Origin of the sequence: Metapseudomonas boanensis (genome assembly GCF_018704125.1) — a bacterium.
Taxonomy (GTDB): domain Bacteria; phylum Pseudomonadota; class Gammaproteobacteria; order Pseudomonadales; family Pseudomonadaceae; genus Metapseudomonas; species Metapseudomonas boanensis.
In genome coordinates this window covers 13,019-37,497 of sequence record NZ_JAGTIS010000001.1, presented here as the reverse complement: position 1 = coordinate 37,497, position 24,479 = coordinate 13,019, and the positions used below count along the sequence as shown (strand labels likewise).

Genomic DNA, 24,479 nt, shown 5'->3' with positions numbered 1-24,479 from the left:
CGCCATCGCTGACGGCCAATCACCAAGGCTCATCCCGTCACGCCGAAATCACCCGGCACGCGTGCTCCGGAATGGTCACCGATACCGGATTACCGATGGCCAGACCGATGCCCTGGCAAGGTGTGGTCAGGGCGGTCAGCGAGACGCCAGAGCAGTCGACCGTAGTTTCGATGGTCGCGCCTATGTCGCGCACGAAGGTCACCGTGCCCGGCACGCTGTTCGCGCCGCCGGCCTGGGCTGTGGACAACTGCAAGTCCTCAGGACGCACCAGCAACTTGATCAGAGCGCCAGGCTGGATGCCGCTGCCGGTCGGCGCCTGGAAGGCTGCGCCGCCCGGCAGGCTGACCCGGCCGTTGCCCAGCGCGGTGGCCGGGAAGATATTGCCGGTGCCGATGAAGTCAGCGACGAATTCATTGGCGGGGTTGCGGTAGATCTCGATCGGCGTCCCCACCTGCTGCACGCGGTGCTCGCCGAGCACGACGACCAGGTCGGCCATGGTCATGGCCTCACGCTGGTCGTGGGTGACCATGATGGTGGTGATGTTCAAGCGTTGCTGCAGCTGGCGAATCTCGATCTGCATCGACTCGCGCAGCTTGGCATCCAGCGCCGAGAGCGGCTCATCGAGCAGCAGCAACTTGGGGTGCGCGGCAATGGCGCGGGCAATTGCCACGCGCTGGCGCTGGCCACCAGAGAGACGGGACACCGGCCGGTCGACCATTTCCTGCAACTGGATCAGCTGCAGCAACTCGGCCACGCGTGCCTGCTGCTCTGCCTTGGGTACATTACGCAGGCGCAGCGGATAGGCGATGTTCTCCCCGACCGTCATGTGCGGGAACAGCGCCAGCGATTGGAACACCATGCCGAAGTTACGCTGGTGCGCCGGGGTATGGCTGACGTCGCGGCCGTCCAGGCAGATCTCCCCGGCGCTGAGGCTCTCCAGCCCGGCGATCATGCGCAGCAGTGTGGTCTTGCCGCAGCCCGACGGGCCGAGGAAACACACCAGCTTGCCCTCCGGCAGGTGCAGGTTGACGTCCTTCACGGCGCAGATGGAACCGTAGCGTTTTTCGACGTTTTTCAGAATCAGTCCAGACATGCTTCACCTCAAATCAGAAGGACACGCCGCCGTCGCCGACCAGTTTCTCCAGCGCCCAGATCAGGGCGAAGTCGATCAGCACAATCAGCACGGCAAAGGAAAATACGGTGGGGTCGAGGGACGACACGGTGCGGCTGTACATCCAGATCGGCACGGTCATCACGTCGATGTTGTAGAGGAAGTAGGTCACCGTGAACTCGTTGAACGAGACGATGAAGGCCAGCAGCATCCCCGCCAGGATCCCCGAGCGCATCAGCGGCACCACGACGTCGATGATCGCCCGTAGCGGCGGCGCACCGAGCATCAGCGCGGCCTCCTCCACTTCAGTGCCGATGGAAACCATGGCCGCGGTGCAGTTCTTCACCACGAAGGGCAGCGCCAGGATCACGTGGGCGATCACCAGGCGCGAGGTATCCATGTGGAACGGCAGGCTGTCGAACACCAGCAGCAGGGCCAGGCCCAGCACCACCATGGGGAACACCAGTGGCAGCGACATCAATTGCAGCGCCACCGCCTTGCCACGGAACTCGCAGCGGGTCAGCGCGTACGCCGCCGGCACTGCGATCAGGGTTGCCAACACCATGCTCAGGCAGGCCACCAGCAGGCTGGTGCCGAGCGCCTGGCCGAGGCTCAGCACATCGCTCGCATCAGGCGAAACGAAAGTGCGCCAGGCCGCCTCGTACCATTGCAGGCTGAAGCTCGACGGCGGGAAATCCAGGTTCGACGCGCCGCTGAAGGACATCACGATCATCGTCAAGATCGGCAGCACCGCCAGCAGCAGGACAGCGCCGGAGACGAACATCACGAAACGGCCGGTTTCGCCCGGCAGGGCTGCCCGGGAGCGGAATGGAATGTTCATTGCGAAGCCTCCAGCATGCGCCGGCGACGGCCGGTGACGTATTCGGAGAAGGCCATGATCGCCAGGGTGGTGACGATCAGCACCACGCCCGCGGCGGAAGCGGCCGGCCAGTTCATCAGCGGGGCGATCTGGTCATGCACCATCACCGCCAGCATCGGCACTCGGCGCCCGCCGAGCAGCAGCGGCACCACGAAGCTGCTGGCGTTGTAGGCGAATACCAGGGTGGCGCCGGTGAATATGCCCGGCAGGCTCATCGGCAGCACCACTTGGCGGAACACCTGCAAACGGCTGGCGCCCAGGGTGGCGGCGGCCTCTTCATAGCTGCGCGCCACACCGCGCATGGCGCTGGCAATTGGCAGCACCGCCAGGGGGAAAGCCGTCTGCACCAGGCCCATCAGAACGCCGGTCTGGTTATACAGCAGCATCACCGGTCGATCGATCAGGCCCAGGCCCATCAGCGCCTGGTTGAGCATGCCCGCCGGGCCGAGGATCACCAGCCAGCCGTAGCTCTGCAGCAACAGGTTGACCAGCAGCGGCAACAGCACCGCAGCGAGGAATACCCGGCGCAGGAAAGGCGACTGCAGGCGCGACATGCAGTAGCCCACCGGAATGGCCAAGGCCACCGCGATCAGCGCGCTGAAGAAGGCCAGACGCAGCGTCAGCAGCAGGGATTTCAGGTAGTAGGGTTCGAGCAGTTGGGCATAGCTGGCCAGGCTGAAGCCGCTCCATTCGGCGCCCTTGACGCCTATGCTCATGCGCAGCACCAGCAGGCTTGCCGCCACCAGTACCGCGAGGAACAGCATCGACGGCGTGAGGAAGAGCCAGGCCCGTGTCGTCGGGGAAACCCCTTTGGGCACGCGCACAGGGGCCGCGCCGACCGGATGGGTCAGATCTGTGTGTTCCATATCGCTTGTCTCGTCAGAACTGGAATTCCACGCACCCCGCCAGGCGGCCAGTGGCCGTCCGCGCGGGGCGAATCACGGCGTGCGCCGTGGCAGCATCAGGAAGAGAAGATTTCCGTGTAGCGGCGAATCCACTGGTCGTGGACCGTGGCGAGGAAGGCGTTGTCGTGCATGATCGCCTTCTCCGCGATCTGCTCCGGCGTGAGGATGAACGGGCTCTTGCGCGCCTCGGCAGAGATGATCGCCTTGGCGTTCACCGGGCCGTTGAAGATGTCTTCAGCCATCTTGCCCTGCACCAACGGGTCGAGCGAATGGTCGAGGAAGGCGTAAGCCAGGTCATCGTCGCCCGGACGGTGCTTGGGCATCACCGAGAGCATCAGGTCGGTGTAGAAGCCTTCCTTCATGCCGAAGGTGGCGCCCAGGCTGTAGGCGGGGTCGCGAATTTGCTTGGGGAAGAAGGCCGGGGCATAGAGGCCGCCCATGTCCAGCGAGTTGGTGCGGAACAGTTCGGCGATCTGGTTGGGGTTTTCCCCAAGGGTCATCACCCGGTCCTTCAGCTCCTCCAGCTTCTTGAAGCCCGGCTCGATGTTGTGCACGTCACCGCCAGCCAGCTTGGCGGCGATGATGATCAGGTCCATGGCCTCGGTCCAGTTCGGCGGCGGCAGGAACAGGCGACCTTCGTAGGTCGGGTCCCAGAGCGCGGCATAGCTGTCCGGCACTTCTTTCACGGTCCGGGTGTTGTAGACGAGGCTGTTGCACCACAGCAGGTAACCGATGCCGTGGCCATTGGCACCAGTCTGGTACTGCGCCGGGACGTCCTTGAGGTTGGGAATGCGGTTGAGGTCAGGCTTCTCCAGGAGCCCGGCGCTGGCCAGGCCCTCGGCGCCCACGCCGGCCAGGGTGATGATGTCGTACTGCGGGCGATCGCCGCCCGCCTTGAGCTTGGCGACCATCTCGGAGGTGCTGCCGGTGCGGTCGGCAATCACCTTCGCCCCAGTCTTGGCCTCGAAGGTCGCGGCGATATTGCGCAGCGCCGCCAGGCCGGTGTCGTCGGACCAGGTGAGCAGGCGCAACGTCTTGCCCTGGAAGCGTGTATCACTGGCGCTGGCCCGGATGAAGGGCATGGACAGGGTAGCTGCGGCCACCGAGGCAACGCCCACGGTCTTGATGAAGTTTCTTCTGCTCAGATCATGATCGCCCATCGAGGACTCCTCTTGTTCTTGTATGTCTTTGCGGCGGGTAGCTGCCCGGCGGGCTCATGCTGCGACCCGCGAGTGGCCGCAACAATCGAAAATTCGTCATCGAAGCCATGTTCAAAATGCATGGCTTACACCCAGACATGACAAAGCCGCCTGGAGGCGGCTTTGGGAGGTTTCATGCTGTTATCTGTGGGGGCGAATTCATTCGCCAAGGGGCGCGCAGCGCCCCCATTGCTCCGCCGGGCAGGCCTGCTTAGCGATTGAAATCGCCTCTACAGCAAAGCAACCCCCGTACCAGCCCCTCTCCTGGCCGGAAAGGGGCTGCGCCGTCAAACCGCCCGCACCACGTGCTTGATTTCCTGGAAGGCGCTCAGCCCCCAGGGCCCAAGTTCACGCCCGATGCTGCTCTGCTTGTACCCCCCCCAAGAGGTCTGTGGGAAGATCACCTGCGGCGAGTTGATCCACACCATGCCGGCCTGCAGGGCATTGGCCACACGCTCGGCAGTTGCTGCATCCGTGCTGACCACGCTGGCCACCAGGCCGAACTCGCTGTCGTTGGCCAGTTCGATGGCCTCCGCCTCACTGGCGAAGCTGCGCACGCAGAGCACCGGCCCGAAGATTTCCTCGTTCCACAGATTGCAATCCCTGGGCACGTCGGCGAACACCGTTGGCTGCAGGAAGTAACCCTGCTCCAGGTCCTGCGGCCGCTCGCCGCCGCACACCAGGCGCGCCCCCGCTTCGATGCCGCGCTCGATATGGCGGCGCACCCGCAGGTACTGCGCCTGGTTCACCAGTGCCCCCATCTCCACACCTTCAGCAAAAGGATCGCCCACGCAGATGGCTTCGGCGCGCGCCTTGACCCGCGCCAGGAAGTCCGCCACCAAGGCTTCCGCCACCAGCACGCGGCTGGTAGCCGAGCACATCTGCCCGGCGTTGAAGAAGGCACCACCGCAGGCCAGCTCCACTGCCAGTTCCAGGTCCGCATCGGCCAGCACCAGCAACGACGACTTGCCGCCCAGCTCCAGGCTCACGCCCTTCACCGTTTCCGCCGCGCGCTGCATCACCTGCACGCCCACGGCGTTACTGCCGGTGAAGGAGACCTTGGCCACGCGCGGATGGGAGGCCAGCGGCGCGCCGACCGCGAGACCAGTGCCGCACACCAGATTGAACACCCCTGTCGGCAGGCCGCTGTCATGGATGATGCTGGCCAGTTCCAACTCCGGCAGCGGCGTCACCTCGGAGGGCTTGAGCACCACGCTGCAACCCGCCGCCAGGGCCGGCGCCAGCTTCCAGGCGGTGGTGACCATCGGGAAGTTCCACGGCACGATCAGCCCTACCACGCCACAGGGCTCGCGACGCAGGCGTGCAGCGAAGTCCTCGCTGGGCAGCTCCACCGGGCGGTCCTGCGCAGCATCCAGGCCTTCGGCCAGGCCTGCGTAGTACTCGAAGGTGGCGATCACGTCATCCACATCCAGCCCCGCTTCGGCCAGCGGCTTGCCGTTGTTGGACGACTGCAACTGAATCAGCCGCTCGCGGCGCGCACGCACGCCCTCGGCGATCCGCCGCAGGCAGGCTGCACGTTCCGCTCCCGAGCGCGCCGCCCAGGCAGGAAACGCCTCGCCACCTGCCCGAACCGCCTGATCGACCGTGCCTGCATCGCCGCTGCCGACGCTCGCCAGCGGCATCTCGGTGGCGGGGTTGACGACCGACAGGCATTCGCCACCAGCCAGCCATTGGCCGTTGATGTAAACACCCGCGAGCGGATCGTTGAAGGTCGGAAGCGTGTTTTGCATTGCGTTATTCCATGCGTTCAGCTGATAGGTCCGCACCATCGCCACCTGCGCGCCCAAAGCATCGCGGGACGGAAACCGGGGGATCGGGATTGCACAATTGGACCCGCCCGCCGGCGGCCATGACAAGGCAAAATTCGTCATACTAGCCATGTCCTCAACTCATACCTGAGCGCCCATGAAACGTCTCCCGCCCTTGCCTGCCCTGCACACTTTCCTGATCACTGCGCAGTGCTGCAATTTCACGCGTGCTGCAGAGCTGCTGCACATCACCCAGGGCGCCGTCAGCCGACAGATCGCCGGATTGGAGAGCCACCTGGGTTATCCACTGTTCCAGCGCCAGGCACGCGGGCTTAGCCTTACGGCACAGGGGCGCGAGCTGTACCCGCGGATCCAGCAGGTCTTCAGCCTGATCGACGAGGCCGTGGAACAGGTTGGCGCCAAGCGCAAGGCCCTGCAGCTCAAGGCACCCACCTGCGTCATGCGCTGGCTCCTGCCTCGCCTGATGCAGTGGCAGGCGGAACGTCCGGACGTACCGGTCGAGCTCACCACAACCGTGCAGTACGGCGTGGATTTCCGTCGCGAAGAGTTCGACGCCGCCGTGGTCTATGGCAACGACCCCGGTAGCGCTGTCGAGGCCCATCACCTGTTCGATGAAGCACTGATCCCGGTTTGCGCCCCCCAACTCATTGCCGGCCCACTACCACTGAACACGCCAGCCGACCTTGCGCGACACACGCTGCTACACCCCACGCGCGATGAGAAGGACTGGCAAACCTGGCTGCAGGCCGCTGGTATCACCCTCGACAATCTCGGAAGCGGACACCACTTCGACACGCTGGACCTCGCCCTCTCCGTCGCCGCCCAAGGCTCCGGCGTTGCCCTGGGTGATTGGGCACTGATTGGCGAGGAGCTCAGCAGCGGACGCCTGGTGGCGCCTTTCGACCTCAAGGTACCTACCGGTGGTGCCTACTTCCTGGTCTACCCTGACCGCCTCGCCCCCAGCCCGGAACTGCAAGAACTGGTGAGTTGGCTCACGGCACAGGCCCGGCCAGGGCAAATGTAATCATCGATTACACCCAGCCATGCCGCCCTGTCAGCGCGCAATTCAGTCCTCTCCCAGCAGACCGCAAGACCGACAGTCTCGTCGCGACGATCTAGCGCATGGACCACATCGGCAACAGCGATACCGACGGACGCCCCCCCGGCCTGGCAATGCCCGGGCGTTGAGCGGCGAAGCCGTCTGCCTTGGTCGTGAGCCCCTTTTGATCTCAAAGTCGTAGCAGGTTGAGCGTACTACCCGGGGTATCACAACCACCTATCCCTCAATTGCGCGGGCTTATCGGGTGGCCCCTTTCCATGGCCCCTGTGGATTGATCTACATCAAATTTTGAGTCGCCAGCGCAGCGCAATAGTGCAGTCGCCCTGCCATTCGAAAGGGCCCCTATTTGCCTCCGATCCCTCAATTGGGGAGGACTGAACATGATCTCAAGGCGTCGGGTTCTTCAATACAGCGCGCTTGCCGCAGGTGCGCTAATGCTTCCCAGCCACCCGTTTCTGCGCCGTGCGCAGGCAGCCGCATTCTTCTCGAACGTCGGTTTGCTGAGCGACCCCGCGCTGCAACCCAAATTTGTCGAGTTGGCACCAAACGCGCTGGATCCAGCATTTCTGTTCAAGGATTTCAGTGTCGGTGGCCAGCCGGCCATGAACCCGAACTTCAACGTCCGGATCACTGAAACCGAGCAACAGACTGGCCTGATACAACCATCGAATCGCAAGAAGTTGTGGACGCAGGTCTGGGGCTACGGCTCAAGAACCGTGAGCTGGCCCGGCCAGACGATCCAGGTCGTCAACAGTTCGGCGGGGGGAGCGGAAGAGGCGCTGGTTCGCTGGAGCAACGAACTGCGCAGCAAGAGTCACCTGCTGCCCCTCGATACCAACGTGCACTGGTGCTACTCGCTGCACGGGGATAACTCGGCCAATGGTGTCGATTACCGGGCATTCAGCATCAAGAACAACGGCGTACCGATCAGTACCCACCTCCACGGCGCCAATAGTGATTTCCAGTTCGACGGCAACCCCGAGTTCTTCTACAGCCCAGGTGGCAAGGTAACCGGTCCGCAGTGGGACTTCGTCCCCGGTGGCTTCACCGACCACTTCCGCTACAACAACACCGTGCCGGCCTGCCAGCTCTGGTACCACGACCATGCCTTGGGCATTACCCGTCTCAATGTCTACGCGGGCCTTGCCGGCCAGTACATCATTCGCGACCAGTTCGATACCGGTTTGTCCAGCAACCCCCTGGGCCTTCCCGCCTATCCCTATGAACTGGCCTACCTCGTCCAGGACCGCATGTTCACCGAGAAAGGCGCGCTGTTCTATCCCGCCTTCCCGGGCGACCCGTTCTACGACGACTTCATCACTGGCGAAGGCGTCATCCTGCCACCCGAGCACTTCCCCAACGGCGGCCCCACCGCGCTCGCCGAGTTCTTCGGCGACCACATCGTGGTCAACGGCAAGATCTGGCCCAAGGCCAACGTAGAGCCGCGCCACTATCGCTTGCGCCTGGTGAATGGCTGCGACTCGCGGTTCATGGTGCTCCAGTTCGTAGCCGTCGCCGCCAACGTCACCGACCCCAATCATTCCAGTGCCGGCGCGCCATTGCCCTTCTGGGTGATCGGCAGCGACCAGGGCCTTGGCACACCACGCGAGACCGACACGCTGGTCTTCGAGCCTGGCGGCCGTTACGACGTCGTACTCGATTTCTCGCAGGTACCCTTCGGCAGCCGGGTGATTATGAAGAACCTGGGCGGCGATTCGCCCTTCGGCGGAGCCTTCGGTGCCGACCTGGCCCCGGAAGATCTGTTCGATGACCGCCAGACCGACCGGGTCATGGCCTTCGACGTGGTCAAGCCCAAGTCCGGCGTGGCGGACAACTTCCAACCCCAGCTCCTGCCCGACTACGCAGGCGTATCCGGTAGCGCCACCGTGCGCAGGGTGGCGCTCTTCGAGGGCAATGACGGGTTCGGACGACTGCAGCCGCTGCTGGGAACGGTCAAGTCCGGCAACCTCAACACCACGAACGTCGCCACCGCCTACGCATGGTTCCAACCAACAACCGAGTTACCGAGCCTGGACGGCACCGAGGTCTGGGAGATCTACAACTTCACCGCCGACGCCCACCCGGTCCATTTGCACCTCGTCAACTTCGAGATCCTGGATCGGCAAGTGTTCGAGTATCAGGTCACCGGCTCGCAGATGATTCCGCAGCACGACGGCATGATGGGCGAGGCACCGGAAATCTCCTTCATCAAGCACTTCTCCGCCGCGCCGGTCGGCCCGGAATACTTCCAGGCGGCACCGAAGGACATGGTCACGGCCCTTCCCGGCAACCCCGAACCTGAGTCGGGCAACCCCACAGGCCAGGTGGTGCGGATCAAGGCGCGTTTCAACAAGCGAGGACAATACGTCTGGCACTGCCACATCCTCTCCCACGAAGACCACGAGATGATGCGGATACTGCAGGTGACCTAGGCGCCCGGCGCGCGCGCAGGCCGGCTCGACGCATCCTTGCGGCGAGCCGGATCTCACCTGTATCGCAGGAGAACCTCAACCTCCAGGTCTGACGCCCGCTCAAGGACGCCCATTCCGAGACCAGCGTCCCAGAAAAAAGCGTTTACATTCAATTAACAATCATTATCATTCGAGAACGATTTTTCTTACGGATAGCGGCGAATGATTCGGACATCACCTGTAATCGCCAGGCTTGATCAAGGTGAAAGTGCCTACGGCCTGCTCAACTCGGTTCCCTCCCCCCTGCTCTGCGAAATGATCGCCCTCGCGGGCTACCACTTCGTCATCCTCGACATGGAACACCTGCTGCGCTCCGGCGATGAGCTGATGCATTGCCTGCGCGCCTGCGAGTCGGCCGGCATCTCGCCCTGGCTGCGCGTGCCGGAAGTCGACGCCAAGCTGATCGGCCGGGCACTGGATGCCGGCGCCGAAGCCATCGTGCTGCCGCGCGTGGAAAGCGCCGAAGAGGTCGCCCGCGCCGTGGAAGCGGCGTTCTTCCCGCCACTGGGCCGGCGCGGCATCACCGGGGGCCGCGTGACCGGTTTCGGCCGCCTGCCCCTGCCGCAATACATCGAACTGGCAAACCGGGCCCGTCCCATCGTGCCAATGATCGAAAGCGCCGCCGGGCTTCGGGCCCTGCCCGAAATTCTCCGTTTGCCCGGCATCGGCATGGTCCTCGAGGGCGCCCTCGACCTCGCCCTGGACCTGCAACTGGGCCCCGACGCGACGCACCCCCGGGTCTGGGAAGCGCTCCAGGAAATGGCCTCGCACTGCACGGCCGCTGGAATTCCGTTCTGCGCCAATCCGCGTACCGCCGAGCAACACCAGCACTGGCAAGCCAGGGGCATCCGCAGCTATCTGGCCGGCGAAGACCGCGGCCTGCTGAACAGTGCCCTCAAAGCTCGTCTGGCCAGCCTGCAAATCGCCCATTGATGCCCTGAGGTATTCCGGATGAAAACAAAAAACAACCTGCTTGCCTTGCACCCCAGCCTCAACACTCCAAGCCTCTTCCTCGCTACCGTGGAAGAGGACCTCCCCCTCACACCCCATGCCCAACCAGGACGAAATGCCGGGTAAGGCCAGCGAGCCCCAAGTCCTCACCCAAGGCATCCACCACCGTTTCTGACCCGCGCTCACGCGCATTGATATCCAGGCGTCCGCTCCTCGCGGAGGGACGACTGCTGCCCAGGAGGCTCTACATGCAACGCCCACTCGTGATCCTCACCCACATCGCCCACCCCGCCATCACCGAGGGCTTTTTGCCCGCTGCGCGCAAGCGCGGACTGCCCGTGGTGCTGATCAGCGACCACGCCCAGCAGCACAGGCGCGAACTTGCCGCAGCCGGCCACCCCGCCGAGGGGCTGGAAATTCTCGAGTGCGATGTGTTCAACCCGCTCGCTGTGGTCGAGCTGATCAACGCCCATGGCCTGCGCCCGGCCGCCGTGTTCTCCAACAGCGACCACCTGCAGACCGCCACCGCCCTGGTGGCGGAAACCTTCGGTTGCCCCGGCAAGAACTGGCATCTGTGCTACGCCGCCAAGAACAAGGCCGCCATGCGCGAACGCCTGCAATGCCTCGGCCTACCTGGCCCCTGGTTCCACGTCCTCACCGCAGGCAGCGCAGTGCCTGCCAATGTGCCCTTCCCGCTGGTGGCCAAGCCCCGTGAAGGCGTAGCCAGCCTCGACGTGCGCCTGTGCCACAACGCCGGCGAACTGGCCACCTATTGCGCACAGTTCTGGCAGCACAACCCCGACCGCGCCCTGCTGCTGGAGGCCTATATGGAAGGCCCGCTGTTCACCCTCGAAACCCTCGGCGACGGCCAACGCCTGCAAGCCATCGGTGGCTTCGACGTGACCCTCTCGCCGCCGCCTCACTTCGTTGAGCTGGCCGCGCGCTGGAACGGCGCGCTGAGCCGCGCCCACCGTACTGCCGCGCTCGCCCAGGTGGCCGCCTTCGGCATCAACTTCGGCGTCTGTCACAGCGAGTTCATCCTCACCAAAGAAGGCCCGGTGCTGGTGGAAATCAACTACCGCAGCATCGGCGACGGTCGTGAATTTCTCCTCGACCGCCTGCTCCCGCAAGGCTGGTTCGACCGCATCCTCGCCCTGCATCTGGGCGAGCCGCTGGCCGTTGCCGAAAGCGGCAAGGCCGAGGCCCTGGTGCATTACCTGGTCGCCGGCCAGCCCGGGCGTCTCGCACAGGCGACCGACAGTTTCCAGCACGAACACGACGGTCACTGGAGCGACTACCGCGCCCTACGCCAGGTCGGTGACGACATCCAACTCAGCCACTCCAACAAGGACTATATCGGCGTCCTGCGCCTGATCGCCCCCGACGCCACCAGCCTGGACGCACATTTCGCCGCCACCCTCGTCGATCTGCGCTGGGTGCTGGCATGAACCGCGCTGCCATGAGCGCCGACCAGGCGGCAATCGGCCAACGAATCATAGACTGCTGCCTGCGCGAAGACATTCGAGGCCTGCTCAGCCAGGGCCAGGTGTGCCGCCTGCCGGCTGAGCTGGCCGCGCACTGGCCAAATGCGCCCGCGCAGGATTGGCTGTGCATCACCCACCTTGGCAGCGGCGAGCTGTGGCTGCCCTTGCGCCACGGTGGTCCGCTGCAAGCCTGGAGCGCGAGGGGCGATACCTGGCTCTGCTGCCAGCAGGGCGAAACACGCTTCGAACAGGGTTACCCACGCTGGCTCGAACACCTGAGCCACGGCCTGGACGCCGAGAGCCTGGCGCTCTTCGCCGCCTATCGCGATGAGGCCGACTGCGCCGCGCAGCACCGCGGCCTCTGCCGCGAGGCCTACCAGGCCCAGGCGCGCCGCCTTGCCGGCGTCCTCGATGAGCCGGCCTGGGGCCAGCGGCTACTCGGCATCGACCGCCTGGCAAGCTACCTCGACCATCCTTTCTACCCCACCGCCCGCGCCAAGAGCGGCTTCGACTCCGCCGCGCTGCAAGCCTACGCCCCGGAATTCGCTCCGCGTTTCACCCTCAACTGGCTGGCCGTGCCGAAAGGTGAGCTCGCCATCAGTAGTCCACCGCCCGCCCATTGGCCAGCTTTAAGCGAACTGGGCCTGGACGAAACCCTGGCGACCAGCCACGCCTTGCTGCCCGTGCACCCGCTGACCTGGCCGATGCTGGAGCGCCACGGCCTGCCGGCTGGCGCCATCAAGGCCCCACGCAGCGCCCTGCTGGTGGAGCCGACGCTCTCCGTGCGCACGGTGATGTGCGTGGAGCAACCGCATTGCCACATCAAACTGCCGCTGCTGGTCAGCACCCTCGGCGCGCGTAACCTGCGGCTGATCAAGCCCAGCACCCTGTACGACGGCCATTGGTTCCAGACAACACTGCAAGCCCTGGCTGAGCGTGACCCGGAGCTGGGCCAGCGCTACCTGCACGTCGACGAACAGCATGGCGGGCATGCTGCCGAACTGCGGCACCTGGCCTACATCGTGCGCCGCTACCCGACTGAACTGACGGCCACCACCCTTGTGCCGGTGGCCGCCCTGGCCAGCCCGATGCCGGATGGCCGGCTGTTCCTCGAAGCGGTTGTCGAGCGGTTCCACGAAGGCGATCTGCACGCCTGGCTGACCGACTACCTCGACCTGCTCCTGCATGTGCACCTGCGCCTGTGGCTGCGCTACGGCATCGCCCTGGAAGCCAACCAGCAAAACGCCGTGCTGATCCACCAGGCCGGCCAACCGCTACGCCTGTTGATGAAAGACAACGACGCCGCGCGCCTCTGGCCTGAACGCTTTGTCCACGCCTGCCCCGACCTCGCCGCCCGCCCTGACGAGCTGCGCGATGAGCGTATCCGCGTGGCCGGCTCCCAGCCGCTGGCGGAGATGTTCTGCACCATTACCCTGCAACTGAACATCGTCGCCCCGCTGGAAGCCATCGCCGATGCCAGCCTCGCACCGCGCGAGATGCTCTACGCCACCCTGCGCCAGCGCCTATCTGGCTGCCTCGAACAGCTGGAGCGCGAAGGCCTGGACTGCTCCGAAGCCCGAAGCTTCCTGCTCGACAGTCCGACGCTGCCGGTGAAGTACCTGCTGAGTGCCGGCAGCCTGTTCAGCAAGGCGCAGTCCGGTGCCCAGGACATCAACAAGTTCTATGGCTACAGCGCGGCGAACTGCCTGCTGGAGGCACAGCCATGCCGCAACGACTGATCGCCAGCGTCCTGCTCGGCCATTACCTCTCGGCCTTCACCACCCTCGGCATTCCGCTATACCTGCCTCGCATCCTCGCCGACCTAGCGCCGGATGCGCCGGGCTGGAGCATCGGCGTGCTGTTCATCCTGCCGACCCTGTGCACTGCCCTGGCGGCGCCATTATGGGGCCACCTGGCAGACCGCCACGGCTGTCGCCTGTCATTGCTGCGCGCCCACGCCGGGCTCTGTGCCGGCTTCCTGCTGGCCGGATTCAGCCCCAACCTGACGGTGTTCGTACTGGCACTGATGATCCAGGGCACCTTCGGTGGCGCCATGGCGGCTTCCAATGCCTACCTGGCCACCCAGCTCAAGGACGGCAACCTCTCCCGCGCATTGAACTGGACGCAGTATTCGGCACGCCTGGCGATGATCAGCGGACCGATCCTGCTCGGCTTGCTCACCGCCAGCGGCATGGGGCTGGAGCTCTATCGCGTGCTGGCCTGGCTGCCCCTGCTGGCCTTCGTGCTGATCCTGCCGCTACCAGCCGACGCACCACGGCGCCAGGCCCGCACCAGCGACGGCGACGGCGACGAATGGCCCGACCAGCTGCCGAACGACCTGCCACGGCTGCTCGCCGTGCAGTTCCTCTTCAGCTTCGCCATGGTGGTGACCTTCCCCTACTTCGTGCCCTACGGCGAAGCCCTGGGCGTGGGTAACGACGCCCTCATCGGCCTGCTCTACAGCCTGCCGCACCTGGTCTACCTGGTGGCCCTGCCCTGGGCCCAGCGCCAGGCCGCCAACCTGCTGCTGCCTGGCCTTGGCCTGCTGGCCCTGACCAACGCCCTGCAGTTCTGGAGCGACCAGCCCGACTTGCTGTTCACCCTGCGTCTGCTCAGCGGCGCCGGCATGCTGCTCGGCTTCGTCGGCCTGCACCGCTGCCTCAGCCAGCGCAGCCGCAACGGCAGCGCTGGGCGCTTGTTCGGTTGGTACGACTCCAGCGGCAAGTGGGCCGGCGCTGCGGCTGGCGTCACGGCCGGGTTGGTCAGCCAGAGCTGCGGCATTGCTTCCCCCTTTCTGGTCGCCGGCCTGGTCGCCTTCGCGGCGCTAGTACTGGCGCGCCCCCTGCTCATCGCTCCACGGGAGATAACCGCATGACCCTCGAGATCAACCTGGCTTCCCTGCACGAACGCGCCCTCGACGGCGACGCCCAGCGCCACGCCATCGAATGCCTGATCAATTGCTACCTGCGCGAATACGCCTTGCCCCGTGGCGAGGCAAGCCTCGACGCCAAGGACCACGACCTGCCCATGAGCCTGCGCCAGCTCGCCGGCCAGCGGGTGTCCATCCGACTTCCGGGCGGACGCCTGGCCCTGCTGGCCGACCGCACCAGCGTGCTCGGCCGTTGCCGCTTCATCAGCGCGCCTTACTTCAAGGGCAACGGCCACGGCTGGCGCTCTCTAGGTGCCCTGGAACTGGCGCGCCTGATGCTCGCCCCGCTGACCAGTGCCGAGCGCCATGGCGAACTGGTACAACAGATCGACAACAGCCTGCAGATCACCCGCACCTTCCTCCGCCACGCCGTGCCCGCCAACCAGCAGCCGGACGACAGCCTGCTGCGCTCGGAGCAACATCAGGTCTGGGGCCATGCCCTGCACCCGACCCCCAAGAGCCGCGAAGGCGTTTCCATCGATGACCTGCTGGCCTGCTCACCGGAGGTCGGTGCCTGCTTCGCCCTGCACTGGTTCCGCGTCAACCCGGCGCTGGTGCGCCACCAAGGCGAGGACCCTCGCGCCACCCTGCAGCAGCTCTGCGGTCGCGATGACCTCTACCCCTGCCACCCCTGGGAGGTGAAACGCATCCTCGCCGATCCGCTGGTGAAGCGTGCGCAGGCGCAAGGACTGATGGAATACCTCGGCCCACAAGGTCTGACACTCTACCCCACGTCTTCGGTGCGCACGCTCTACCACCCGGACCTGGCCTACTTCCTCAAGTTTTCGGTGCATGTGCGACTGACCAATTGCGTGCGCAAGAACGCCTGGTACGAACTGGACAGCGCCGTGGCCCTCACCCGCCTGCTGGCTCCCGTCATGACCGAACTGGCCAGCGCCCAGCCGGGCTTCAAGTTGATGCCCGAGCCCGCCGCCAGTACCCTCGACCTCAGCGCTCTCGGCACGCTGGACGAGGCCCGCGAAGTTACCGAGTGCTTCGGCATCCTCTATCGCCAGAACCTCGACCCGGCCAGCCGTGCCGCACACAGCCCGCAAGTGGCCATGGCCCTGTTCACCTGGGACCTGCACGGCCACAGCGTGTGCCAGCAACGCGTGCGCCAGTGCGCCGAACGGCTCGGCCTGGCGCACGCCGACGCGGCCCTGCGCTGGCTCGACTGCTATGCCGGCCTGCTGCTTGGCGGCGTACTGCACTGTCTGTTCCGCCAGGGCGTGGTGCTCGAGCCACACCTGCAGAACACCGTGCTCGGCTTTGACGACAGCGGCCTGCCCTGCCGCGTGTGGATCCGCGACCTGGAAGGCACCAAACTCGTTGCTGAGCACTGGCCACCGGCACGCCTCGGCCAACTCGACAAGCGCACCCGTGCCTCCCTCTACTACAGCCCCGACAAAGCCTGGAAACGGGTGGCCTACTGCACCCTGGTGAACAACCTGGGCGAGGCGATCTTCCACCTTGCCGATGGCAGCGCCGCGCTGGAAAAGCGTCTGTGGGCCCAGGTCGGCCAATTGCTGGAACTGCAGCGCGAGATGCTCGGCGACCCCGTTGAGCTGCGCGAGTTCTGCGCTGGCGCCACCCTGCCCAGCAAAGAGAACTTCATGACCCGCCTCCTGCAACGTGCCGACCGCGAAGCCGGCTACACCGCCCTACCCAACCCCATCATCGGAGCACGCCCATGAGCCTGCCTGCGCGTATCACCCGCGCCATCGAAGACCTGCGCACCCAGCGACGCGACCCGCTGTGCGCCTACCTCTACGACCTGCCGGCGCTGGATCGGCACGTACGCGCCATGCGCGCCGCACTCCCAGCCAACTGCGAACTCTTCTACGCCGCCAAAGCCAACCCGGAGGCGCCCATCCTGCGCACCCTGGCCCCATTGGTGGATGGCTTCGAGGCCGCGTCCGGTGGCGAACTGGCCTGGCTCTATGAACACTGTCCGAAGCACCCGCTGATTTTCGGCGGCCCCGGCAAACTCGACAGCGAACTGGAGGCCGCGCTGGACTGCCACGTCGATGCCTTCCACGTGGAAAGCGTGCACGAGCTGCGCCGCCTCGCTCACCTCGCCGCAACCCAGGGCCGCCGTGCACCGGTGCTGCTGCGGCTCAACCTCAAGCTGGCCGAAGCACCGGACAGCCGCCTGGTCATGGGCGGCAGACCCACGCCGTTCGGTCTCGACGAAGAGGCACTGGATGAAGCCCTCGCACTCCTGCGCCACGAACCCGCGCTGGAACTCAAGGGCCTGCACTTCCACCTGCTCTCCCACCAGCTCGACGTGGCCGCCCACCTGCAACTGATCCGCGCTTACTGCCGCACCTTCCGCCGCATCAGCCAGGAGCAGGGCCTGCAACTACCGCTGCTGAATGTCGGCGGCGGCATGGGTATCAACTATCAGGACCACTCGCAGTCGTTCGACTGGCCAGGCTTCTGCCAGGGACTGAAAGACCTGATTGCCGAAGAGGGCATGGCCGGCACCCGCATCCGCTTCGAGATCGGTCGCTTCATCAGCGCTGCCTGCGGTTATTACGTGATGCAAGTGCTCGACATCAAATGCAACCACGGCCAGTACTTCGCCGTGGCCCGTGGCGGCACCCACCACTTCCGCACCCCCGCGGCGCAGGGCCACGACCACCCCTTCGTGGTGCTGCGTGGCAACCAGGAGCCGGACTTGCACGGCCAGCCCGTGACCTTCGTCGGTCAGCTATGCACCCCGAAAGACGTCCTGGCCCGCCAGCAACCCGTCGCGGAACTGGCCATCGGCGACCTGCTGGTATTCACCCTCGCCGGCGCCTACGCCTGGAACATCTCCCACCGCGACTTCCTGATGCACGAGCCGCCGCAAATGGTCTTCCTCGACCGCTGATGGCGGCGCCACTGCCCTCTTCCACTCGGGGAAGAGGGCAGTGGCGCACCCGAGAGTTGGGTGCCTGTTACAGGGAGTCAATGCCCGCCGAGGTACGCGGCTCGCACTTGGGGGTCCTCAAGCAGCTCCTGCCCGGTGCCCGTCATGCGAATCTCCCCCGTCACCATCACGTAAGAACGGTCGCTGAGCTTCAGCGCGTGGTTGGCGTTCTGCTCCACCAGAAAGAGGGTCATGCCCTCGGACGCGAGATCGCGCAGGGTCTGGAAGATCTGCTTGACCACGATGGGGGCCAGGCCCAGGCTCGGCTCATCGAGCAGCAGGATCTTCGGTCGGCTCATCAGCGCCCGCGCAATGGCGAGCATCTGCTGCTCGCCACCGGACATGGTCATGGCACGCTGGTTACGCCGCTCCTTCAGCCGCGGGAACAACTGGAACATGCGCTCCATGTCCTTGTCCGCGTGCTCCATTCCCACGGGGATGGTACCCATCAGGAGGTTTTCTTCGACGCTCATGTCCGGGAAGACACGGCGCCCTTCAGGCGATTGGGCGATGCCGTTGGAGGCGATGTAGTGGGGAGAACGTCGACTGATGTCTTCGCCCTCGTAGATGATCTGGCCGGAAGTGACTCGCGGCTGGCCGAAGATCGACATCAGCAGCGTCGACTTGCCTGCACCGTTCGCGCCGATCAAGGAAACCGTTTCGCCAGCGTGAATCTTCAGCGAGACCTTTTTCAGGGCCTGGATAGGGCCGTAGAAGACGTCCACGTCCCGGAGTTCCAGAATGGGCGAACTCATGCCACCTCCTCCTCTTCCGCACCAAGATAGGCGGCAATGACCCGCTCGTTGTTCTGGATGTGTTCCGGCTTGCCCTCGGCAATGACATCGCCATGTTCAAGCACGATCACGTGGTCGGAAATGCTCATCACCATGCCCATGTCATGTTCGATCAGCAGGACCGTCACACCGTGTTTGTCTCGGAGCGTTCGGATGATGGAGGTCAGTGCGACCGTTTCTGCCGGATTGAGGCCGGCAGCCGGCTCGTCGAGGCAGATCAGTTCAGGCCCCGTGCACATGGCGCGGGCGATTTCCAGACGGCGCTGCTGGCCGTAGGACAGTTCACCTGCGAGGCGATTGGCGCAGCTGGACAGGTCAACGACTTCCAGCCAGTAGAACGCCCGCTCGAGCAGCCCGGCTTCGACCCGCCGATACCCTGGCGTGTTGAAGACTCCCGCCAACAGGTTCCGATTCGCCTGCATGTGTTGGGCAACCAGGAGATTCTCGAGGACTGTCATCTCCTTGAACAGGCGGATGTTCTGGAAGGTGCGCGCCAGGCCGGCGCGGTTCACCAGATGGGTACCACCGAACATCTTGAACCAGAGGCGCGAGCCGAATTTTACCGGGTTGACGAAATCCCCCACCTGGAACGGCTCGCCAAGGACCTGGATGATGTTGGTCCGCTTGCTCCTGGTTTTCAGCTCGATGCGGCCACCGGAAGCGGTATAGAAACCGGTCAGGCAGTTGAACACCGTGGTCTTGCCTGCACCGTTGGGGCCGATCAACGCGGTGATCGACGAGCGCTTGACCTTCAGGTTGACGTCCTTGAGCGCCTTGATGCCCCCAAAGTTCATCATCAAATGCTCGACACGCAGAATATCGTCACTCATTGCTCGAACCCCTTCGGTGCCGCCACACCCACGCGACTGACACGGATCAAACCCCTCGGCTTCCAGATCATCATCAACACCATGAGCACGCCAAACAGCAGCACTCGATAGTCCGCGAAGTTACGCAGCAGCTCTGGCGCCACCGTCAGGACGAACGCGGCTATGACCACACCGATCGTTGAGCCCATGCCGCCCAGCACCACGATCGCCAGAATCAGTGCCGACTCGAAGAAGGTGAACGAGGTGGGGTTCACGAAGCCTTGGTAACTGGCGAAGAACACCCCGGCCAGCCCGGCAGTGGAGGCGCCGATCATGAAGGCTGAGAGCTTCACCAGGACGTGGTTCAGGCCCATCGCGCGGCAGGCGATTTCATCCTCCCGAAGCGCTTCCCAGGCACGACCAATCGGCATGCGCGTCAGTCGATGCTTGATCCGCAGCACCAGCAGCACCACCAGGAACAGCACCGCGTAGATGAACACGTACTTGAGGTTGGGGTTGTAGGCGAAGCCGAAGAACTCATGGATGGGAACACCGCCCTCCTTCGCTCGCCGTCCGAACTCCAGGCCCATGAAGGTCGGCGATGGCACGGACATGCCGTTGGGGCCGCCGGTGAACTCCAGCCAGTTGTTGAGCACCAGCCGGATGATCTCGCCAAAGCCCAGGGTGACGATGGCCAGGTAGTCACCATGCATGCGCAGGACCGGGAATCCGAGAATCGCCCCTGCCAGTGCCGCGGCGATCGCCGCCAGCGGCAGCGCGGACCAAAAGCCGAGTCCGAGGTGATCGTAACCTAGCGCCAGGCCATAGGCGCCGATGGCATAGAAAGCCACATAACCCAGGTCCAGCAGACCGGCGAGCCCGACGACGATGTTCAGGCCAAGCCCCAGAAGGACATAGATCAGCCCGAGAATCACCACCGTGAGCAGGTATTTACTGGCGACGAAGGGGAACAGCACGGCCAACACCACGATCAGCGCCATGATCCAGCGCATGTTGGACTTATGGCCTGGCGGCAATACGTGGACACCGCTGCCGCTCAGTTCGAAGCGAGAATGGAAGGCTTTGCCCTGGGCCGTCTGCAAGAAAAGACTGATGACGAACCGTCCGATCGCGACAACGCCGATCATCCAGCCGACTCGGTCAAGATGCAGGTTGAAGCCGTAGCCATCCAGCACGACGCCAACGACAGGACCGAAAACGATCAACGCAAGCAGACCTGCAATGACCGCATCCAGAAGACTCTTTTTTATGTCGAGGGAACCCGATTGATTCGACATATCACACCTTTGCAACGTGCGGACGGCCGAGCAGGCCTTGGGGACGGAAGATCAGGATCAGCACCAGCAAGGAGAAGCTGAACACGTCCTTGTAGTCGGTGTTGATCACACCCGAGAACTGCGCTTCGGCAACACCGAGGATCAGCCCTCCGAGCATCGCTCCGGGCAGTGAGCCGATGCCGCCGAGCACCGCTGCGGTGAACGCCTTGACCCCGATGATGAAACCGGCATAGAAGTCGAAGGTGCCGTAGTTCATGGTGATCAGCACGCCGGCCAGTGCCGCCATGGCGGCACCGATGACGAACACGTAGGAAATCACCCGGTCGGTATTGATACCGAGGATCGAGGCCATCTTGCGATCCTGCTGGGTAGCGCGGCACATGCGGCCGAGCTTGGTGCGCTGGATCACGTAGGTGAGCAACGCCATTCCCAGGAGCGACGCAACCAGGATGAACACCTTGGTGTAGGTGAGCTGTACGAACCCATCGCCGATCTGCAGCTTGATGGCGCCATCCAGCAGCGTCGGGATTCCTTGTTGCCTGGCGCCCTGGCTGATCTGCACGTAGTTCTGCAGGATCAGCGACATGCCGATCGCGGAGATCAGCGGTGCCAGACGCGTGGAGTTGCGCAGCGGTTTGTAGGCGATGCGCTCGATCACGAAGCCATACACGCCAGTCACCGCGATGGTGAACAGCAAGGTGCCGAGGATTATCAGCGGGAAGGATTCAAGACCGAAGAAGGCCAACAGAGCCATGGTGATGGCAGCCAGGTAGGCGGAGATCATGTACACCTCGCCATGGGCGAAGTTGATCATGCCAATGATGCCGTAAACCATGGTGTAGCCAATGGCAATCAGGCCATAGACCGAACCCAGGGTCAGGCCATTGATCATTTGTTGAAGTAGAGCATCCACAGCGGCTCTCCCGTATCGAGGGATTACAGATACCCATGCCGACGGGCTCGGCATGGGTCACGGCAGAAGCAGGTCAGAGCTGCTGGTATTTGCCTTCGGCATCCCAGCGATACATCACGTAGGGAGATACCTTCAGATCGCCCTTCTCGTCCCACTCCTTGGCACCCATGACGGTGCTGACCGAGTTGTTCTTCAGCCACTCGCCGGCCTTGGCGCTGTCGGTTCCGCCGGTGGCCTGGAACGCTGCCGCAATCGCTTGCAGAGAGGCATAGGAGAACAGGGTGAAGCCCTCGGGCTCGTAGCCATGCGCCCGGAAACGCTCGACCACGTCCTTACCTTCTGGCTGATTGCGGGGATCGGTCACGAAGGTCATCAGCACACCCTCGGTGTACTGCTTGCCGCCGGCAGTGGTGACCAGTTCATCGGTGACGATGCCGTCGTCAGACACGAACTTCGCGGTGAGTCCTTGCTCGCGCATTTGACGCACGAGTGGGCCTGCCTCCGAATGCAAGCCACCGAAATAGACGACATCGGCGCCTGCCGCACTGATCTTGGTCACCAGCGAGTTGAAATCCTTCTCACCGCGGGTCAGGCCTTCGTAGATCACCTCCTGCACGCCGCGCGCGTGAAGCTGGGCGCGCGTGGCATCGGCCACGCCCTGGCCGTAGGTATCCTTGTCATGGATGATCGCGATCTTCTTCGCTTTCAGGTCATCGATGAGGTAGTTGCCAGCGACAACGCCTTGCTGGTCGTCACGACCGCACATGCGGAACACGCCCGAGAGGCCGCGCTCGGTCAGCTTCGGAGCGGTGGAGCCCGGGGTCATCGAAAGGATGCCCGCTTCTTCATAGACTTCGGTTGCCGGAATAGTCGATGACGAACAGAAATGGCCAATGACGGCGGCAACCTGTTCGGAATCGACCAGGCGGTTCGCCACTGCGATGGCCTGCTTCGGCTCACACGCATCATCGCCTTTGATCAGGACGATCTTTTCGCCATTGATGCCACCTTTGGCATTGATGTCTTCTGCAGCTTGAACCGCCCCTCTCCACAGCTGGTCGCCATAGGCCGCATTGGCTCCGGTATGGGGTCCGGCGACGCCGATCTTGATGTCGGCATGCACGGCAAAAGAAAGACCCATTGCGGTGAACAGTGCTGCGAGGCGAGCGTGTTGCTTGAGGTTTTGCTTGTTCATTAGTGACCTCTTTTATTTTTCAACATCTATTGATAAGCGCATCAGAGATGCGCATCCAAGGCAGCGACAGCAATTGCAGTTACAACTTGCAAGGACTTATTTGGGGTAAACGAGCCCTCTTGCGGGAGTCATTACAGCGCCCGCCAGATTTTTATAATGGGTTCAAGCTAAAGAATGACTCTCAAGCACTGACCCGCGTGGTAAAGAGAGAAACCCGCCTCGTAGAAGCAGCTTCTGATTCCCGCGGTATGCAATGTCTTCATTTGTGTAAAGGGAATTGGCAGAGCGTCAGGATCATCCTTCAGCAAGAACTCTGCAAAGGCTCTTCCAATTACGGTTCCGGTCGTATTGCCTCGACCGTTATATCCGGTAACGGCGACAACTCCTGGCGCAGGTTCGAAAATACGCATCAGATGATCAGGGGTGAAATCGATGCAGCCTGTCCAATGAACTTCCCATTCGACTTTTCCCAACTCAGGGAAATAGTGACCTTGAATACGGTCCGCCCAGCTGCGCACGAACCAGTCCGGTTTATTGCTGGCTTTGCCGAGACTACCGAGCAGGAGCCGTCCCTCTGCATCGCGGCGAATGCTGCTCAGGACGGTTCGGGTATCCCACGAGCCCTGGCCATGCGTGAGGATCTTGTCGGCCGCCGCACCGGCCAAGGGTACGGAGGCGACCTGGTAGTAGTAGCCACGGAAGTGGTTACGCCTGACCTCCGTCCACTCGCCCTCGGTGTAGGCACCAGTCGAAATGACCACCTTCTCGGCAGCAACGGCTCCGCGCTCGGTACGCACCACCCAGCTATCGGCTTGGCGATTGAGCTCGGTCACCGGGGAGTGCTGATAGATGGCCCCACCCAAACGAGTGACCGCCAGCGCCAGCCCAACGGTGTAGCCCATCGGGTTGATGGTCCCGGCGCGGCGATCGAGCAGCGCGCCGGTGATCTTGTCGGTCCCGCAATACTCTTCACAGGCGGCGCCGGTGAGCAGTTCGACATCAGCCCCACGTCTGCGCCACTGCTCCTCACGGGAGCGCAGGTCAGCGAGCCCGGCTTCGTTATGAGCCATGTGCAGGGTGCCGTCATTGCGCGCCTGGCAATCGATGCCGTGGCGCTGGATGACTGCGAACACCTCTGCCGGCGCCTGCCCGAGCACTTCATTCAGACGCTTGCCGCGCCTCTCGCCCAAAGTCGCCTCGACGTCATCAGGCTTGATCCAGGTGCCCGCATTGACCAGGCCGACGTTACGCCCAGAGCCACCATGGCCGACCTGATGCGCTTCGAGCACACAGACCGTTTTCCCTTGCTCCAGGAGGTGGAGCGCAGCGGAAAGGCCGGTAATACCGCCACCGATGACACAGACATCGAACTTGACGTGACTGGCCAGGGCGCCGGACTTGATCTGCTTGTGTGTCACTTTCTCCCAGAGACACTCTTGATGAAAACTAGTCATGAAACCTGCCCCTTGAAACACCAGCGCTTGCCGGAACTGTAATTAGCGGTGTGTTCCTGGTTGTCAGGAAGTAAGGGCTCGCCCTTGTCACTTGCCTGGCATCCAAGTTCAAAATACTTTCGTACTCGTTTTGGCAGCTTGCTGATATTTCGTCACGGCGCATGGGGTGTCTCTTTATTCTTTTTCTCTACGCTCATCGCGCTTGATTTTCGGGCACGACAATGTCTTGCGAACAACTACGGGGCGGCACAGGCAAGTCAATTTTCGAATCCCGACGCCTCGAGGTTCGACACCAACAAAAAGCTCCATGTCGAGCACTGAT

At 63.7% G+C, this 24,479-nt stretch carries 19 protein-coding genes; 8 read left to right on the top strand and 11 right to left on the bottom strand.

Annotated features, from left to right (window positions below; translation table 11 throughout):
• Nucleotides 1-37 precede the first annotated feature (37 nt).
• From J7302_RS00130 to J7302_RS00110, 5 genes are all read right to left on the bottom strand, one after another.
• A complete protein-coding gene (locus J7302_RS00130; protein ID WP_215368446.1) occupies nucleotides 38-1,093 on the bottom strand; it encodes an ABC transporter ATP-binding protein in 1,056 nt (351 codons plus the stop codon).
• A 13-nt stretch (nucleotides 1,094-1,106) separates the two neighbouring features.
• Nucleotides 1,107-1,952 (bottom strand): ABC transporter permease, encoded by an 846-nt coding sequence (locus tag J7302_RS00125; RefSeq protein WP_215368443.1) that lies wholly within the window; start codon nucleotides 1,950-1,952, stop codon nucleotides 1,107-1,109.
• Nucleotides 1,949-2,857 (bottom strand): ABC transporter permease, encoded by a 909-nt coding sequence (locus J7302_RS00120; protein ID WP_215368439.1) that lies wholly within the window; start codon nucleotides 2,855-2,857, stop codon nucleotides 1,949-1,951. The genes J7302_RS00125 and J7302_RS00120 overlap by 4 nt, the downstream gene beginning before the upstream one ends.
• 95 nt (nucleotides 2,858-2,952) lie before the next feature.
• Nucleotides 2,953-4,056, bottom strand: a complete 1,104-nt coding sequence (locus tag J7302_RS00115; RefSeq protein WP_215368436.1) for an ABC transporter substrate-binding protein — start codon at nucleotides 4,054-4,056, stop codon at nucleotides 2,953-2,955.
• 326 nt (nucleotides 4,057-4,382) lie between these two features.
• The gene (locus J7302_RS00110) at nucleotides 4,383-5,846 is read right to left on the bottom strand and encodes an aldehyde dehydrogenase family protein (protein ID WP_215368433.1); all 1,464 of its coding nucleotides are present in this window, start codon (nucleotides 5,844-5,846) and stop codon (nucleotides 4,383-4,385) included.
• A gap of 175 nt (nucleotides 5,847-6,021) precedes the next feature.
• Here J7302_RS00110 and J7302_RS00105 point away from each other — a divergent pair, with 175 nt between their 5' ends.
• The 8 genes from J7302_RS00105 to J7302_RS00070 all read left to right on the top strand — a co-directional run bounded on the left by J7302_RS00105 (nucleotide 6,022) and on the right by J7302_RS00070 (nucleotide 17,655).
• Nucleotides 6,022-6,909, top strand: a complete 888-nt coding sequence (locus J7302_RS00105) for a LysR substrate-binding domain-containing protein (RefSeq protein ID WP_215368425.1) — start codon at nucleotides 6,022-6,024, stop codon at nucleotides 6,907-6,909.
• Between the two features lie 470 nt (nucleotides 6,910-7,379).
• The gene (locus J7302_RS00100) at nucleotides 7,380-9,377 is read left to right on the top strand and encodes a multicopper oxidase family protein (protein WP_215368422.1); all 1,998 of its coding nucleotides are present in this window, start codon (nucleotides 7,380-7,382) and stop codon (nucleotides 9,375-9,377) included.
• Between the two features lie 201 nt (nucleotides 9,378-9,578).
• Nucleotides 9,579-10,349: an HpcH/HpaI aldolase family protein gene (locus J7302_RS00095; RefSeq protein ID WP_215368419.1), complete on the top strand. Its 771-nt coding sequence runs from the start codon at nucleotides 9,579-9,581 to the stop codon at nucleotides 10,347-10,349.
• A gap of 266 nt (nucleotides 10,350-10,615) precedes the next feature.
• Nucleotides 10,616-11,815, top strand: a complete 1,200-nt coding sequence (locus J7302_RS00090) for an ATP-grasp domain-containing protein (RefSeq protein WP_215368417.1) — start codon at nucleotides 10,616-10,618, stop codon at nucleotides 11,813-11,815.
• The gene (locus J7302_RS00085) at nucleotides 11,812-13,590 is read left to right on the top strand and encodes an IucA/IucC family protein (RefSeq protein WP_215368413.1); all 1,779 of its coding nucleotides are present in this window, start codon (nucleotides 11,812-11,814) and stop codon (nucleotides 13,588-13,590) included. Before J7302_RS00090 ends, J7302_RS00085 begins: the two co-directional genes overlap by 4 nt.
• A complete protein-coding gene (locus J7302_RS00080) occupies nucleotides 13,575-14,726 on the top strand; it encodes an MFS transporter (RefSeq protein ID WP_215368409.1) in 1,152 nt (383 codons plus the stop codon). The genes J7302_RS00085 and J7302_RS00080 overlap by 16 nt, the downstream gene beginning before the upstream one ends.
• The gene (locus J7302_RS00075) at nucleotides 14,723-16,474 is read left to right on the top strand and encodes an IucA/IucC family protein (RefSeq protein ID WP_215368406.1); all 1,752 of its coding nucleotides are present in this window, start codon (nucleotides 14,723-14,725) and stop codon (nucleotides 16,472-16,474) included. The genes J7302_RS00080 and J7302_RS00075 overlap by 4 nt, the downstream gene beginning before the upstream one ends.
• Nucleotides 16,471-17,655: a type III PLP-dependent enzyme gene (locus J7302_RS00070; RefSeq protein ID WP_215368403.1), complete on the top strand. Its 1,185-nt coding sequence runs from the start codon at nucleotides 16,471-16,473 to the stop codon at nucleotides 17,653-17,655. Before J7302_RS00075 ends, J7302_RS00070 begins: the two co-directional genes overlap by 4 nt.
• Before the next feature lie 77 nt (nucleotides 17,656-17,732).
• On the opposite strand, the gene J7302_RS00065 is transcribed toward J7302_RS00070, so the two are convergent.
• The 6 genes from J7302_RS00065 to amaA all read right to left on the bottom strand — a co-directional run bounded on the left by J7302_RS00065 (nucleotide 17,733) and on the right by amaA (nucleotide 24,157).
• Nucleotides 17,733-18,449: an ABC transporter ATP-binding protein gene (locus J7302_RS00065; RefSeq protein ID WP_215368400.1), complete on the bottom strand. Its 717-nt coding sequence runs from the start codon at nucleotides 18,447-18,449 to the stop codon at nucleotides 17,733-17,735.
• The gene (locus J7302_RS00060; protein ID WP_215368397.1) at nucleotides 18,446-19,318 is read right to left on the bottom strand and encodes an ABC transporter ATP-binding protein; all 873 of its coding nucleotides are present in this window, start codon (nucleotides 19,316-19,318) and stop codon (nucleotides 18,446-18,448) included. Before J7302_RS00060 ends, J7302_RS00065 begins: the two co-directional genes overlap by 4 nt.
• On the bottom strand, nucleotides 19,315-20,595 hold the full coding sequence (gene livM / locus J7302_RS00055; RefSeq protein ID WP_215368394.1) for a high-affinity branched-chain amino acid ABC transporter permease LivM: 1,281 nt from the start codon (nucleotides 20,593-20,595) through the stop codon (nucleotides 19,315-19,317). The genes J7302_RS00060 and livM overlap by 4 nt, the downstream gene beginning before the upstream one ends.
• Before the next feature lies 1 nt (nucleotide 20,596).
• A complete protein-coding gene (locus J7302_RS00050) occupies nucleotides 20,597-21,508 on the bottom strand; it encodes an ABC transporter permease subunit (protein ID WP_215368390.1) in 912 nt (303 codons plus the stop codon).
• Between the two features lie 73 nt (nucleotides 21,509-21,581).
• Nucleotides 21,582-22,703: a branched-chain amino acid ABC transporter substrate-binding protein gene (locus tag J7302_RS00045; protein WP_215368386.1), complete on the bottom strand. Its 1,122-nt coding sequence runs from the start codon at nucleotides 22,701-22,703 to the stop codon at nucleotides 21,582-21,584.
• A 167-nt stretch (nucleotides 22,704-22,870) separates the two neighbouring features.
• Nucleotides 22,871-24,157, bottom strand: coding sequence for an L-pipecolate oxidase (gene amaA / locus J7302_RS00040; protein WP_215368384.1), 1,287 nt, complete (start codon nucleotides 24,155-24,157; stop codon nucleotides 22,871-22,873).
• Between the last annotated feature and the right edge of the window lie 322 nt (nucleotides 24,158-24,479).